The organism is Caldicellulosiruptor sp. F32 (genome assembly GCF_000404025.1).
Taxonomy (GTDB): Bacteria; Bacillota; Thermoanaerobacteria; order Caldicellulosiruptorales; family Caldicellulosiruptoraceae; genus Caldicellulosiruptor; species Caldicellulosiruptor saccharolyticus.
On sequence record NZ_APGP01000110.1, the window covers coordinates 1 to 13,340 of the forward strand.

At 34.8% G+C, this 13,340-nt stretch carries 8 protein-coding genes and 2 pseudogenes; 3 read left to right on the forward strand and 7 right to left on the reverse strand.

The features are described 5' to 3' along the window. The 3 genes and pseudogenes from H964_RS09695 to H964_RS09705 form a co-directional block, all read right to left on the reverse strand. Positions 1–256 (reverse strand): annotated as a pseudogene (locus tag H964_RS09695) (RNA-guided endonuclease InsQ/TnpB family protein); the annotation flags it as partial. 47 nt (positions 257–303) lie between these two features. Further along, positions 304–3,405 (reverse strand): type I pullulanase, encoded by a 3,102-nt coding sequence (gene pulA / locus H964_RS09700; protein ID WP_237738270.1) that lies wholly within the window; start codon positions 3,403–3,405, stop codon positions 304–306. A 471-nt stretch (positions 3,406–3,876) separates the two neighbouring features. Next, positions 3,877–4,053: an HTH domain-containing protein gene (locus H964_RS09705; RefSeq protein WP_011916256.1), complete on the reverse strand. Its 177-nt coding sequence runs from the start codon at positions 4,051–4,053 to the stop codon at positions 3,877–3,879. Between the two features lie 179 nt (positions 4,054–4,232). On the opposite strand from H964_RS09705, the gene H964_RS09710 reads away from it, so the two are divergent. The 3 genes and pseudogenes from H964_RS09710 to H964_RS09715 all read left to right on the forward strand — a co-directional run bounded on the left by H964_RS09710 (position 4,233) and on the right by H964_RS09715 (position 6,708). After that, the gene (locus H964_RS09710) at positions 4,233–4,940 is read left to right on the forward strand and encodes a hypothetical protein (RefSeq protein ID WP_039767146.1); all 708 of its coding nucleotides are present in this window, start codon (positions 4,233–4,235) and stop codon (positions 4,938–4,940) included. A 130-nt stretch (positions 4,941–5,070) separates the two neighbouring features. Further along, a pseudogene (locus H964_RS13565) lies at positions 5,071–5,169 on the forward strand (helix-turn-helix domain-containing protein); the annotation flags it as partial. Positions 5,170–5,487: 318 nt separating this feature from the next. Further along, on the forward strand, positions 5,488–6,708 hold the full coding sequence (locus H964_RS09715; RefSeq protein WP_039767230.1) for an MFS transporter: 1,221 nt from the start codon (positions 5,488–5,490) through the stop codon (positions 6,706–6,708). Between the two features lie 65 nt (positions 6,709–6,773). Here H964_RS09715 and H964_RS09720 read toward each other — a convergent pair whose 3' ends face one another. From H964_RS09720 to H964_RS09735, 4 genes are all read right to left on the reverse strand, one after another. Continuing rightward, positions 6,774–8,414: a response regulator transcription factor gene (locus H964_RS09720; RefSeq protein ID WP_039767149.1), complete on the reverse strand. Its 1,641-nt coding sequence runs from the start codon at positions 8,412–8,414 to the stop codon at positions 6,774–6,776. A 17-nt stretch (positions 8,415–8,431) separates the two neighbouring features. Beyond that, positions 8,432–10,264, reverse strand: coding sequence for a sensor histidine kinase (locus H964_RS09725; protein ID WP_039767152.1), 1,833 nt, complete (start codon positions 10,262–10,264; stop codon positions 8,432–8,434). A gap of 2 nt (positions 10,265–10,266) precedes the next feature. Then, a complete protein-coding gene (locus H964_RS09730; RefSeq protein ID WP_039767155.1) occupies positions 10,267–11,598 on the reverse strand; it encodes an ABC transporter substrate-binding protein in 1,332 nt (443 codons plus the stop codon). A 161-nt stretch (positions 11,599–11,759) separates the two neighbouring features. Continuing rightward, on the reverse strand, positions 11,760–13,262 hold the full coding sequence (locus tag H964_RS09735; protein ID WP_039767232.1) for an ABC transporter substrate-binding protein: 1,503 nt from the start codon (positions 13,260–13,262) through the stop codon (positions 11,760–11,762). Positions 13,263–13,340: the final 78 nt, after the last annotated feature.

Genomic DNA, 13,340 nt, shown 5'->3' on the forward strand with positions numbered 1-13,340 from the left:
GAAAAGACTTAAAAGCTTCATCCACTGAAATAAGTGTTTGCTGGGCAACCTGCGATGGCAAAAGTCTATAGTTTTCGTTCTCTTTCACAAGATGATATACACTCTCATATCGCAGATATTCCTGAGTTTTAAAGTAGTGTTGCCTTATATGGTACAGAGCATAGTTGTACAGATTTTTTGAGAAGTGGCAAAGCTGACGTAGCAGTCTGTATGTTTGTTTATCACACCTTATATGATTTTTCTGTGTTTTGTACATTTGAAATCACCTGAGGAATATTATATCATATTTTTAGCAATTCATCTTTATCTTATAGAAGATGGAGTCTCTTGCTTAATTTTTTGATAAACTTTTGGAACTGCTACTGTGCTTGAGCTTTCTAATGATACAGGGTCCTTACCGGTTACTTTAGTAAAACCTTGCGGAAATTCATTGCTCTTGTATGCAACAAACATTGAAATTGGTGCAACCAATGCTTTGCCAGCAACAAAGTTTGTAAGATTCTTAATTGGTGTTGTGCCAACTTCATCTCCATTTGCAACAACAACCCAGTTCCCCTCTGGCAATGTGACCTCTTGTACTTTCTTTGTTGAGTTGTAAACAACTATAATGTCATTCCATGTATCTTTTGGATATGTGAGTCTGAATCCTAAAGTCCCCTTTGGTGTTTGGATAAATGTGAGATATTTTTGGATATCTTCTGCAGTTGTCATTCTGAAGGCTGGATGAGCTTTTCTTAGTGCAATTAAACCTTGATAGTACTTAAAAGTATTGTACCACTTTACTTTCAAGTTCCAGTCATATTTGTTTATTTTGTCACCCGCATTATATGAGTTGCTGTTCATATATTTTGTTCTGTTGAATTCAACTCCACCGTGTAAGAATGGAACACCTTGTGCTGTCAAAACGATTGCATTTGCAAGTCTACCCATCTTATCTTTGATATAATCTGGTTCATTTGGAACACTCTTTTGAAGTTTGTCCCACAAAGTCAAGTTATCATGTGCAGATACATAGTTGATACATTCATCTGGGTCTGTTGCAAAATCACCAAGTCCACCTTGAATACCTCTCTTGAGGTCTTCAAGTCTAAAAGAATAGTTCCCTTGCATAAATCCTTTTGACTCATTGTCAAGGTTGCCTCTGATTGCTTCTCTTATTCTGTCGTTAAAAAGCCCAATGTGAAGCCCTGCTTGATTGAATGAGCCTATTTCCATTCTAAGTGATGGATCAAGTGGCGATGCACCTGCCATCCAGCCTTCGCCGTAGATTACTGCTGATGGATTTATCTTTCTTACTTCTTCCTGTGCTTTTGCCATTGTAACTCTATCTATTGCTGCCATTAAGTCAAATCTAAAACCATCTATGTGATATTCTTTTGTAAGGTATGTCAAGGTATCAATTATAAACTTTCTTACCATCGGCTTTTCTGTTGCAATTTCGTTACCTACACCTGAGCCATTGGAGTAATTACCGTCTTTGTCTTTTCTGTAAAAGTACCCTGGCACTATCTTGTCAAAAATCGAGAATTTAGCATCTCCTATCTGGAATGTGTGGTTAAATACAACGTCTTGAATAACACCTATTCCTGCCTTGTGCAGAGCCATAACCATCTGTTTGTACTCTTTAATCCTCGCAATTGTATTTGGATTTGTAGCATACGAACCTTCAACATTTTGATACAAAACAGGATCATATCCCCAGTTATAGCCTTTTTCAGGATTTGTCTCATCAACCGAACCAAAGTCATATGTTGGAAGCAGATGTACATGGGTTATACCAAGCTCTTTTAAGTGGTCAATACCTGTTTTCACGCCATTTGGTCCTTTTGTACCTGTTTGTGCAAATCCTAAATATTTGCCTCTAAATTCTGGTCTTACACCACTTGAAGCATCTATTGTAAAGTCTCTTACATGCGTCTCATAAATTATTGCATCTTCTTGGTTTTCAAGCTTTATAAATGTATCTTTCTCCCAGCCAACGGGGTTTGTATCTTTTGGGTCAAATATTAAAGTTCTTTCAGAGTTTGCCGAAGTTGCCCTTGAATATGGATCTGGTACAACATATTTTCTGATTGAGTCATCAGTTAAAGAATTTGATGCATGCCAAACTTCGTACTGATAGTACTTTCCTTTCAAATCACCTTTTATCTTAAGGTACCAAGTACCGTTCACAGACTGCTCCATTTCATACTCTTTGTATTTTGTGGTTTTGTAATCGTCATAAAGTCTTAAAATAACTGCTATTGCAGTTGGCGCCCAAAGTCTAAATGTAGAATAACTCTTTGTATACACAAGCCCAAGGTCATTTCCTTTGTAATAATATTTTGGATTGTCCAATATGTCTCTTGCCTGAGCAATTGCAGATTTAAAACCATCTTTAGAAATAACATATGGAACCTGTGGCTCAAGTTCCTCTTCAGTTGTAATCATGAAAGTGTCAATTTTTGTTATCTTCTCATTTCCTGTGTAAAGTTCCTCAATTACTTTGTCATTTCCCATTCCATCTGGGTACCACTTTGCAGATGTACCATCCCATGATGTGAACTTGAACTTAGCACCAATTACAACGCCGTCTTTGCCAAGTTCTTTCACAAGCTCATAGTATCCTTTCTGCGGATTCCATGTCATTTTCCATTCAGGAAGTGGTTTATATTTTCCTTCTGGAGAAGCTGTTCCGCCCCAGTCGTTCATAGTTCCTGATACGTATACATCAAGTTTACCAGTTGTATCTGTGAACTTAAAATCACCTGCACCTGGTTTTAAGACAAATCTTACCTTTGTGCCGCCATCAATGAGCTCATACCCTGCTTCTTCTGGCTTAAAATTCTTATTTATCTTGGGCAAAACTGGCTCAACTTTTTTGATAGGAATTTCTTCATAAAATGCCGTAACTTTGAACCCTTGAGTTTTGTTATTTGGAAGAATATCTGCTTTCTTCGCAAGCTTTACAACGATTGTATTAAGTCCATCAATGAAAGCTGTCATCTTAGGAGTTTTTTGAGGCTGGGATGTGTAGATTTGCTCTTCTCCTTCAATTAGCCAAACCTCTTTTGTTCCGTTGATGTTAGAGATGAATCTGTCAAATGCAACATCTTTTGCTTCCCAATTGCCCTTTCTTACGATAATACCCACTTTAGTTATTTTGCCAGGAAGCTCTACAACTGCTTTCACACCAAAGTCATCTTTAGAAGTAAACTCATAAGCTTTCCCTTCTGCCCCAACCGGCTCAACAGGCCAGATCCAGAGGTTCCAGCCCTGATAGTCTTCGTTATAACGGTAGTAGTGAATGATGAGAGTGGTCTTTTCATCTGCAGCAAAAATTGAAAGTGGCAAAATGATTGAAACTAAAAAGCTCAAAACAATTAAAACTGACATCAAACGTTTGCTCAAGTTAGTTTTAATCATTAGTATAAACCTCCTTTAAATTGGATTAAGAGATAAGAAAAAGCTAAGTTCAAGTTAAGCTTTATACATAAATTAAAATTGACAATTAAAAAATTTGAAGAGGTTAAAAGTTTATGCAAATGTTTGCTTGGCTTTGTTTTGATTATATAATTTCTGATGAAAATTGTCAATATGCTGCAGATTGCATATTTTAGTTGCTCAAATTTATGAATAATATACAAAGATAAATAGAGTTATTCAAAAACAATAATTTTGAATAACAACTAATATCAAACTTTTTGTGTATTGAAAGGTGACATTAAATTATACATTAAAAAAAAGAGGGGCGCCTATCATTTAGCCCACCCTCTACATATCAATACCTTCTATATTACAAGTACCCTAGTTAGGGAAGTTTCTTTATTTTGTTTCAACTTTCTTTGCACCTTCACTCAAAGGCTTTCTCTACTTTTTCAAAATTTCCAAACATTCTCATTTTGCCTTATAATAACAGCGCTTTGGCGACTCTATCAGACCTTCATCTTTAAGATCTTTTATTGCCTTTTCCACTTCCTTTTTATCAAGCCCCGTTTTTTCAACAATGTCTTGGGTTTTCAAGGGCTGGTCAGAGCTTTTTAGCGCCTGCAACACAATTTCTTTTGAATCCATTTTTGCTCTCTCTCCTTTCACACTTTTAAAATGTTAAATCTATTTTTTCACTCTTTCAGTAAATATATTACCACTATTTCTTAGTTCTTTAACAGAAAGAGAAAAAGATCGGCAAGGAATGATATAATTTTAAGTAGAAAACAGCAACATACAAAAGCTAAGAAGGAGATGATGAGCAGGTGAAGAGCTTATTGTCTTCTTCTTATGTGTTAATGTTTGACAATTACTATTCTTTTCAGCCAAGACTCAAAAGCTTATGCAAAACAATTGACCTGAGTAACATTAGCTCTACAAGATACATGTGTTCAACAAATACCTTAGAAATGATCTCTGATAAGATTAAAAATATAAAAAATTCATTGTGTTTCCTTGGCTCAGGTGACTTTCATCATTTTTCATTGGTGCTTCTCAAAAACATTTCTCAAAAAATCTCTTTAATTGTCTTTGATAAGCACGTTGATTACTCAAACTTTTTTGAAGGATTTGTAAGCTGCGGCTCGTGGTTAAAAGATGCATGCGATTTAGAAAATGTAGCTGAGGTCTTTGTACTTTCAGAGGAAAAAAAGAATGTTGAAAATCAAAAGCTAAAAATAGCATTACCCTCAGAATACAGAAAAATCCAACCTCGATTTGATATTTACATAAGCATTGACAAAGATATTTTGAGTTCTTCCTCTTTAAAAACAACATGGGACCAAGGAAGCTGCGATGTCGCCACCCTTTTTGAGATTCTTTCCTACTTTGCTTCTAAATACACCATAATTGGCTCTGATGTTTGCGGAGAACCACCTGTCAATTTCTTTTCGCCTGAGCACAAGAAAAGTGAAGATATTAACTTGAGATTACTAAATTTTTTCACATCAAGTTCACAACTTTTAGCTGGATGAGAAACATCTCCTCTATTTTTTTTGCACCTTTTCCTTGGTGAAGATTATTTTGCATTGCAATTTAGATTCATTTAAACTATAATATAACTATAAATTAACTGTAACTTAACTATAATTTGAGGTGATTTTAATGGAAAAAGAGGTTTTGAATTTTGAAGAGGCGGCTAAGTTTTTGGAAATATCAAGCAAGACGTTTAATCAGCTTTTAAAGGATGAAGATATCCCTGCACGAAAGATCGGAAGAGAGTGGCGGTTTTCAAAAAAAGCCTTGCTTGAGTGGCTTGGTAAAGGCTCATCAAGGGATTATTTCAAAAATCAAACTATTACACGGTTCGAAGAAGTAAAAAGTGGAAAAACTGAAAACTTGATCTCACACGCAAAAGAGATACTTGACACAATTGCACAAGAAAAATCAATTACCATTGAAGACAAAAAATTTGAATTTCCTGATAACGTAGAGATGGAGGTAAAAATTAAAAAAGAGTTGACACCATCAAGTTTGAGCTTGAATTTGAATGGCAGAATGAGGAAAAAGGAGATGAAGAGGATGAATAATAAGAATTCAAAAATTCAGGAAAAGAAAGTCTTTGGTATACCGTGGAATGCGTTTATATTTGGTTTTGTGAGTTTTTTAAACGACTTTTCAAGTGAGCTGACAATAAGAGCGTTGCCTCTTTTTTTGAAAAATGTCCTAAATACAAAAACATCTATTATAGGACTTATAGAAGGAATTGCAGATTCAACCGCCACTATTTTAAAAATTTTCTCAGGCTATCTTTCTGATAAGTTAAATCAGCGAAAATGGCTTGTCACTTTGGGCTATGGCCTTTCTGCAATCTCAAAACCACTTTTGTACTTTGCAAACAACTGGGTATTTGTACTGATAATAAGGTTTCTCGACAGAGTGGGCAAGGGTATTAGAACATCTCCAAGAGATGCACTCGTAGCAAATACCACAAAAAAAGAGGAACTTGGAAAGGCGTTTGGTTTTAATAGAGCAATGGACCCGGCAGGTGCAATCCTGGCACTTTTGGTAGGCTCTGCAGTTATCTATTTTTCCTCAAAGAATGCAATTAAACTTACAGACCATTTATTTAAAATTTTAGTTTTAATTTCAATCTTCCCAGTATTTATTGCTCTTTTTCTCATAGTTGCATTTGCTGTAGATGTTAAAAATGGAAACAGCAGTACAAACAAAGTGAACCTCTCTTTAAAAGGTTTTGACAAAAGATTTAAGCTGTATCTTCTCACAATTGCAATCTTTACACTTGGTAACTCTTCGGATGCGTTTTTGATACTTCAAGCTCAAAACAGAGGTTTGAGTATCTTAGAGATATTTTTGATGTTAGCGGCATTTAACTTTATCACCACAATCAGTGCCTATCCAGCAGGACTTCTTTCAGATAGAATAAAACGTCAACATTTAATTGTCGCTGGCTGGATTGTGTATGCTCTGATTTACTTGGGCTTCGGCCTTGCAACAAAGACATACCAAATAGTCATTCTGTACATTCTATATGGTCTCTACTATGGACTGACAGAAGGTGTTGAAAAGGCACTTGTTGCTGATTTAGTTAAGCCTGAAAAAAGAGGAACCGCTTATGGACTTTACAACGGAGCTGTTGGAATATTTGCATTTCCTGCAAGTTTGATAGCTGGATTTTTGTGGCAATACATCTCACCTTCCGCACCGTTTATATTTGGTGCAGTCCTTGCAATTATCGCTTCTATATCTCTTTTGAAAGTGCTCAGCTTAAAAAGAGATTAAAAATGGTTACTCGAAAATTGATAACCTGGGGCCAGCTCAATATCAAAAGCTGTTGCCCCATTTTTCTATCCATTCAACCTTACATTCTTAAACTTTACTACTTCTTTGTACTCAGAGGGGCTATAACCTGTATATCGCTTAAATATCCTCGAAAAATAGTGAGGGTCCGGGATGCCCACTTTATCTGCCACCTCATATGTTTTCAAATCAGTTGTTGCAAGAAGCTCTTTAGCCTTCTCAATTCTGTATTCATTTATAAAATCAGAAAGATTCTTTCCTGTTTCCTTTTTGAATAGTCTACTTAAGTATGAAGGACTTACAAAGAACTTTTCCGAAATCTCTGAAAGTGATATTTCATTGTAAGAGTAGTTTGCTTTAATGTATTCAATCACCTTTTTAATTAAGCTGCCCATCTTGCTCTGGTTGTGCTTTTGTACTTCTTCGATTGTCTTTTGGATTGACATTTTAAGTACACCATTTAGCTCAGAAATACTTTTACATTTTAAAATCTCACTCAAAAACTCAATGTCTTGCAGCTTGTCTTCTTGTTCATATTGGCTTGAGCTTGACAAAACCTGAGCTTTTATCATGTTGATCTCAATTAACATAAGATAATATAGATTGAATATATATTGTTTGTCAGCCTTTGATTTTTTTAGTGTCTCTTCAAGTTCTGATAATAGTATATCTATATTTGAAATATTGCCATATCTTACATTTGAAATAATTTCATTTTTCAAATATTTTAATTTTTTATCATCAACATACACAAAAAGATGTGAAAGGTCCTTGTAATATATTATGTCTTCATTGTCAAAGTAAAACTTGTAGTTAATAGCATCAATGCACTCTTTGAATTTGTTTGGAAGCTCTACAATACCGTAACCCCATGTACTGACAACTAATGTCAGATCTATGTTAAAACATTCAATAGCTGCTTTTTTGAGTTGTTTTAAAAGTTCAAAAAACTCTAACTCCTCTTTTTTGGAAGGTTCACATTCAAAACTTACAACATAGACTGCTTGAGAATTGTTTAGGTATATTGTATATATAGAACAATCTTTATCAATAAAATCATTCAGTATATTAGAAACACCCAAAAGATACAAATGACTATTTGGTTTTTCGTTTTCTTCTTTTATTCCACATTCTGCCAAAATCATGACAAAGTTCTTTATATCAATTTTGTATACTTCTGCCATCTGGACAATTTCATCTTCATTTGTAATCATCTCAAATATGACATTGAACAAAAAGTTTTCTCTCAAAATTGGCAATTTCTCTTGTAAAAGTCTATTTATCTTCTCAAGTTCTTCTATTATTGTTTTTTCTTTATTTATCTCGGCAATAGCTTTTTGAACAACATTTATTATATCTTCCACCTTTGTTGGCTTTAGCAAAAAATCAAATGCCCCAAATTTTATGGCTCTTTGAGCATATTCAAATTCTCTGTAAGCCGTGAGAATAATAATCTTACACTGAGGCAAAATGGCCTTTATTCTCTCAATTAGCTCAATCCCATCCATGTTAGGCATTCTGATGTCTGTAATGACTATGTCAGGCGTAAACTTTTTAATAAGCTCTAAGGCCTCCTCGCCAGTTGAAGCTTCGGCACAGATCTCACAGTCAAAATCTTTCCATCTAATTACATTTCTAATTCCCTTTCTTATAAGCATATCATCATCAACGATTAAAATCTTGTACATCTTTAAATTACCCCTCTTTACAAGTATTCTAAGTTATCTTCATAGACCTTTTCTATTGCCTCAACCAAAATTTCTATCTTTATTGTGGTGCCCTTATTAGGCACACTTTCGATTGAAAAGTGAGCATTACTACCATATATCAATTTTAATCTCTTTACAACATTCAGAAGTCCAATTCTTGTGTATGATTTTTCTTCTTGGTCAAACTCAAGCTCATTTGCAAGACCATCACGAATTTTATTTAATTTTTCTGGATTCATCCCTATCCCGTCGTCTTTCACAATTATGTTGAGCTTTTCATCAAACACATAACATCCAATAAAAATCTTGCCTCTCCCTTTTGGTCTTATCCCATGAAAAACAGAGTTTTCTACAAGCGGTTGAATTAAGAGTTTTGGAATTCTAAACTTTAAAGCCTCTTTGTCTGCGTCAATCTCAAGTTTCAGATTTTCCTCTCCAAAGTTTATCTTTAAAATAGAAATGTACGAAGTTATGTATTTTAGCTCCTCTTCAAGAGGCAAGAATTTTTCTTCTTTCAAATTCACCTCTAAAAGTCTTGAGAGGGCTATCACAACATCACTAATTTGAGATACCCCGTTTAGCTGCGCAAGCCAGTTAATTGATTCTAATATGTTAAATAAAAAATGAGGATTGAGCTGACTCTGCAGCGCTTTTATTTCAGCTTCTTTTCTCGTTATTCGCTCTTTGTAGATAGAATTTATAAGATGATTTATCTTCTGTACCATGCTATTGAAGTTCTCAATTAAAAGCCCAAGCTCATCTTTTCGCTCAAGGTCATTTATTGTAGTATACTCCCCACTACTTACTTTTTTTGTTGCCTCAACAATAGCCGAGATTGGTTTTAAAAAATCCATAGAGAGTAAAAGAGCTGTAGCAGACGTTATCATGAAAGATAAAAAGCAAAGGATAATTAACCATATGCGAAGTTTATCTATATCTTTAAAAAGAACTTTTACAGGTATTGATGTTACAATATACCAATTTACTTCTTTTATTGGCAAGACATTTAAAATAGACTCTTTCGAGGTATATGTAACAACGCCATTTTCGTTTTTTATACTATCGGTAAGCTTCATAACCTCTTGTTTGTTGAGCTGTCCTTTTGTACAAACGAAGGTGTTTTGACCAATGAGCGAAATTGCTTGACTTTTTTCTGCAACAAGCTCTGAAAATGTCTTTGTAAACAGTTCGCTATTTACCATAATTGCTAAAATTCCTTGAAATTTTAACGTCTTAGGATTATTAATGAGCCTTACAATAAGAACAGCTGGGTTATTTTCGTTTTCACCATCGATATTTGCAACATACCATACGGGTTTTCCATCGCCGTTTGATGCTATACGGTAGAGTCTCTCAAATGTAATGGCCAGTGGTACAATCTCATCAAGTCCCTTTTTCTGAGATGTGTTGTCAACTATACACAGTTTCTTGTCTTTTGTAAAAATTCCAATAGATTGTATATCACGATGTCCTAAGATTATCTTTCTAAGTTTATTCGTAAATGAGGCAACATCGTCGTAATAGTCAATTTTTCTTTGGGCTTTTTCAAGTACATTATATAACTCACTTTGATACAATACATCTTGGGTAATCAGATTTAATTCATTTATTTTATCAACAATTCTCAATCTTGCAGTTTTTATAACATCAGAGGTGTAACCAATATACTTTTCGAAAATCAGGTCTGAAGAAATTCTAAAGCTTACAACACCTATCAGTATTATTGGAATAAAGATTTGGATATATGCAACTGCCAAAAATTTCTTGTCTATTGAAATGCTTCTGTAATATTTTAAAAACCTATCCAAAATTCCTTTACTTTTTCTCATACTTATTCACCCAATTTTTTCATATTCTCTTCCCATGCCAAAATAGCTTTTGCCCAAAACTGCTCAGGCGTAATTTTGTCATTTAGAACATAAGGAATGTTTTTAGTAACAACCTCGTCCCAAATAGTCCTATCAATAAAATGGTCAGGCGGTGAAACAAGCACTTCTGCATCTTTAATAAGCCCTTCAGCCTTTGCTCTGAGTGGATTTGTAATTTTTGGTGGATTTGTTATTTTCACGTTTGGAATAAGTCCCGTCCTCTCAACAAAGATTCTTGCTGTTTTTTCTGAGGTGAGATACTTTAAAAGTCTTATTGCTGCATCCCTCTTTTTGGGGTCTTTCCAGCAAGATGCGCTCATATAAAATGTTCCTCCACCAAGCCCATAAATTAGCTGTCTTTTGCCACCTGATATTACCTGAGGGAAAAAATATATATCTACTGTTTTTGGATCACATTTTGGAATAAACCAAGACCCTTGAACAATCATAGCTGCCTTTTTGGATAAAAATAAATCATTTCGCTGTTTGCTTGTAAGAGTATAGTAATTATCAGGAAACGCTCCTATTTTGTAGAGCTCTTTTAAGTAATCCAGCGCTTTTATGTAAGATGGTGATATCTTATGACCTTTTAAAGGGTTTTCCACTTCTTGCTTTGTCCCAATTGCAACTACTAAGTTTTGATATATGTACGTACCTTCTGGCTGAGCATTGAAAGCAATGGGAATGATCCCTTTGGCCCTGAGTTTTTTACACACGTCCTTGAGCTGAGTAAAATTTTGAGGTACTTTCAAATGATATTTTTCAAATATGTCCTTGTTTACAAAAAGACACTCAACAATTGTCTCAAAGGGGAGTCCATAAATTTTCCCATTCCACATAACATATTTCCACATATTAGGATAAAAACCTTCGTACCACTTTCTATCACTTTTTAGCACATTGGTTAATTCAGCAACTTTATCGTTTTTAATCAATATATCTCTAACAGACCCTGGGAAAAGACCAAAGACATCAGGAGAGTTTCCTGAAGCAAAATCAGTTTGGAGTTTTATCAAAAAATCATCACCAAATAAAGACTCATTAACAACCATAATATCCTTATTCTCTTCTTGGAACTTATTCAAAACAAATGAAAGTGTGTCAGCATAAGGGTCAACACCCCCCCATGAACTAATAAATCTCAGCTCAGTTTTAATATTTGTTTCATCATTGACAATCATTATGCTTTCTTGAATGTTTTTTTGTGTATTCAAAATTAGCATCAATATTATTGTAATGGTAGTTATTAGCGGTATGAAAAAGCTAAAGTAAGCTATCTTCTTTTTACTAAACATTAAAAATCCCAACCTTACACTCTTGCTTGAATAACTACATTTTTAATTATATTTTACCTTATCTTTCATGCCCCAATCAATTTAATTAATTGACTAATATTAGTAACAAACGGGATACCAATATAAAACTGACTATTGGTATCCCGTTTGTCTATATTTTTTTATTTCTTTCTTCCAGTCTTCTTTAAGAACTCATCATATTGTTTCTGAGCTTCTTTTATTATAATGTCAACTCCAGCTTGTTTAAACTTCTGGATTGCCTGTGGTATATACTTATCTGGGTCAACAGAACCTGTCTCAAGAAGTGGAATGTACTGTTTCCATACACTCTTGCATGCAGCAACTTGAGTCTTAACCTTTGAGTCATCAAAGTTAAACCCAAGGCTCAAAAGTGGCAGTGCTTTCTTGTTATACTCTTCAAAGTTCTTCCACTTGTTCGGGTCTTCATTCTCATAGATGTAGTTTATAAACTGGTTACCAAACATCCAACCAAGACCTGGGCTGTAGTCTTTTGCTTTTGGACCAGGAGCAATAATACCTTTCTTTTTATCTTTGAATACGTAGTGCTGACCTTCGATACCAAAGTTTACTAAGTTGTTTAGATACTTGTCTGTGTTGAAGAGCTCTAAGAACATGAGTGCTCTTTCAGGATTCTTAGATTTTGCATTTATTGCCTGCATTGAACCAATACACTCTCTTGTAGACATAACAGGTGGTGTGATGTCAATCTGCTTCCACTCATATCCTGTTGAGATTGACATTTCAGCATCTTTACCAGGTTTTAAAGACTGTGGCATTACGAATACCTTTCCTGCCTTCAAATCTGACATCCAGTCTGTAACCTGAGCTGCGTCTTTTCTGATGTAACCTGCCAAGTAATACTTTCTTACTGTCTTAAAGAGAGCTTTTGTATTTGGCTGTTTAAGTTCATTTACTATCTTTGTACTCTTGTTATTTGGATAGAGTGAAACAGGAACATCATCATCTACAACCTTATCCCAGTCAAGCAAGAATCTTGGAGACTCACCTGCATATGCTCCTAATGGATATACTCCCGGCTCTTTTTGCTTAATAATCTTCAGATATGGCTCTAAATCTTCTAACTTCTTAACTTTTTTGAACATGTCCTGAAGCTTATACTTCTTTACCAAGTCCATTCTTACAATAAATCCCCAGTTATGAGCCTTTTCTTTGTTTGCAGGAATTGCATACAAAATGCCATTAATTGAAGCACCCTTTATAAAATCATCACCTAAAAGCTTCTTTGTCTTTGGTGCATACTTTGAAAGAAGGTCTCTTCCTGGTTTGTTGAGTGGTAAAAACGCACCTTTTGCAACGTTAGTTCTGTAGTTGTTTGTCCAAATAGCTGTAAAACAGATGTCAAATGGCTCACCAGCTGCAATCTTTGTCTGCATTCTGTCGTTGTACTCGCCCCAGTCAAACATTGTCATTTTGATTTCAGCGTTGAGTTTTGGTTTAATGTACTCATTTACCTTTTGGTTAATCAAATCCCAGTCTTTCTGTGGTGTACCGATGACATACCATGTGAGTTTAACATAAGGAAGTTTAGATGAAGATGCTGCAAAGCCACTTACGATGCCAATCACGCTTGTCAACGCAAACGCTAAGATGAGCATTACTACAAAGAACTTTTTGAGTTTCACAAAAACCAACCTCCCCAACTTTTTGTTTTTTATTATAAGCCCCAAAGCCTGTTAAAACCAGACTTTTGAGGCCTATAT

Excerpts from the sequence above, each read along its gene's own strand:
- pulA (WP_237738270.1), bottom strand. The coding sequence starts at position 3,405 with ATGATTAAAACTAACTTGAGCAAACGTTTGATGTCAGTTTTAATTGTT.
- H964_RS09705 (WP_011916256.1), bottom strand. The coding sequence starts at position 4,053 with ATGGATTCAAAAGAAATTGTGTTGCAGGCGCTAAAAAGCTCTGACCAG.
- H964_RS09715 (WP_039767230.1), top strand. The coding sequence starts at position 5,488 with ATGAATAATAAGAATTCAAAAATTCAGGAAAAGAAAGTCTTTGGTATA.
- H964_RS09720 (WP_039767149.1), bottom strand. The coding sequence starts at position 8,414 with ATGTACAAGATTTTAATCGTTGATGATGATATGCTTATAAGAAAGGGA.
- H964_RS09725 (WP_039767152.1), bottom strand. The coding sequence starts at position 10,264 with ATGAGAAAAAGTAAAGGAATTTTGGATAGGTTTTTAAAATATTACAGA.
- H964_RS09730 (WP_039767155.1), bottom strand. The coding sequence starts at position 11,598 with ATGTTTAGTAAAAAGAAGATAGCTTACTTTAGCTTTTTCATACCGCTA.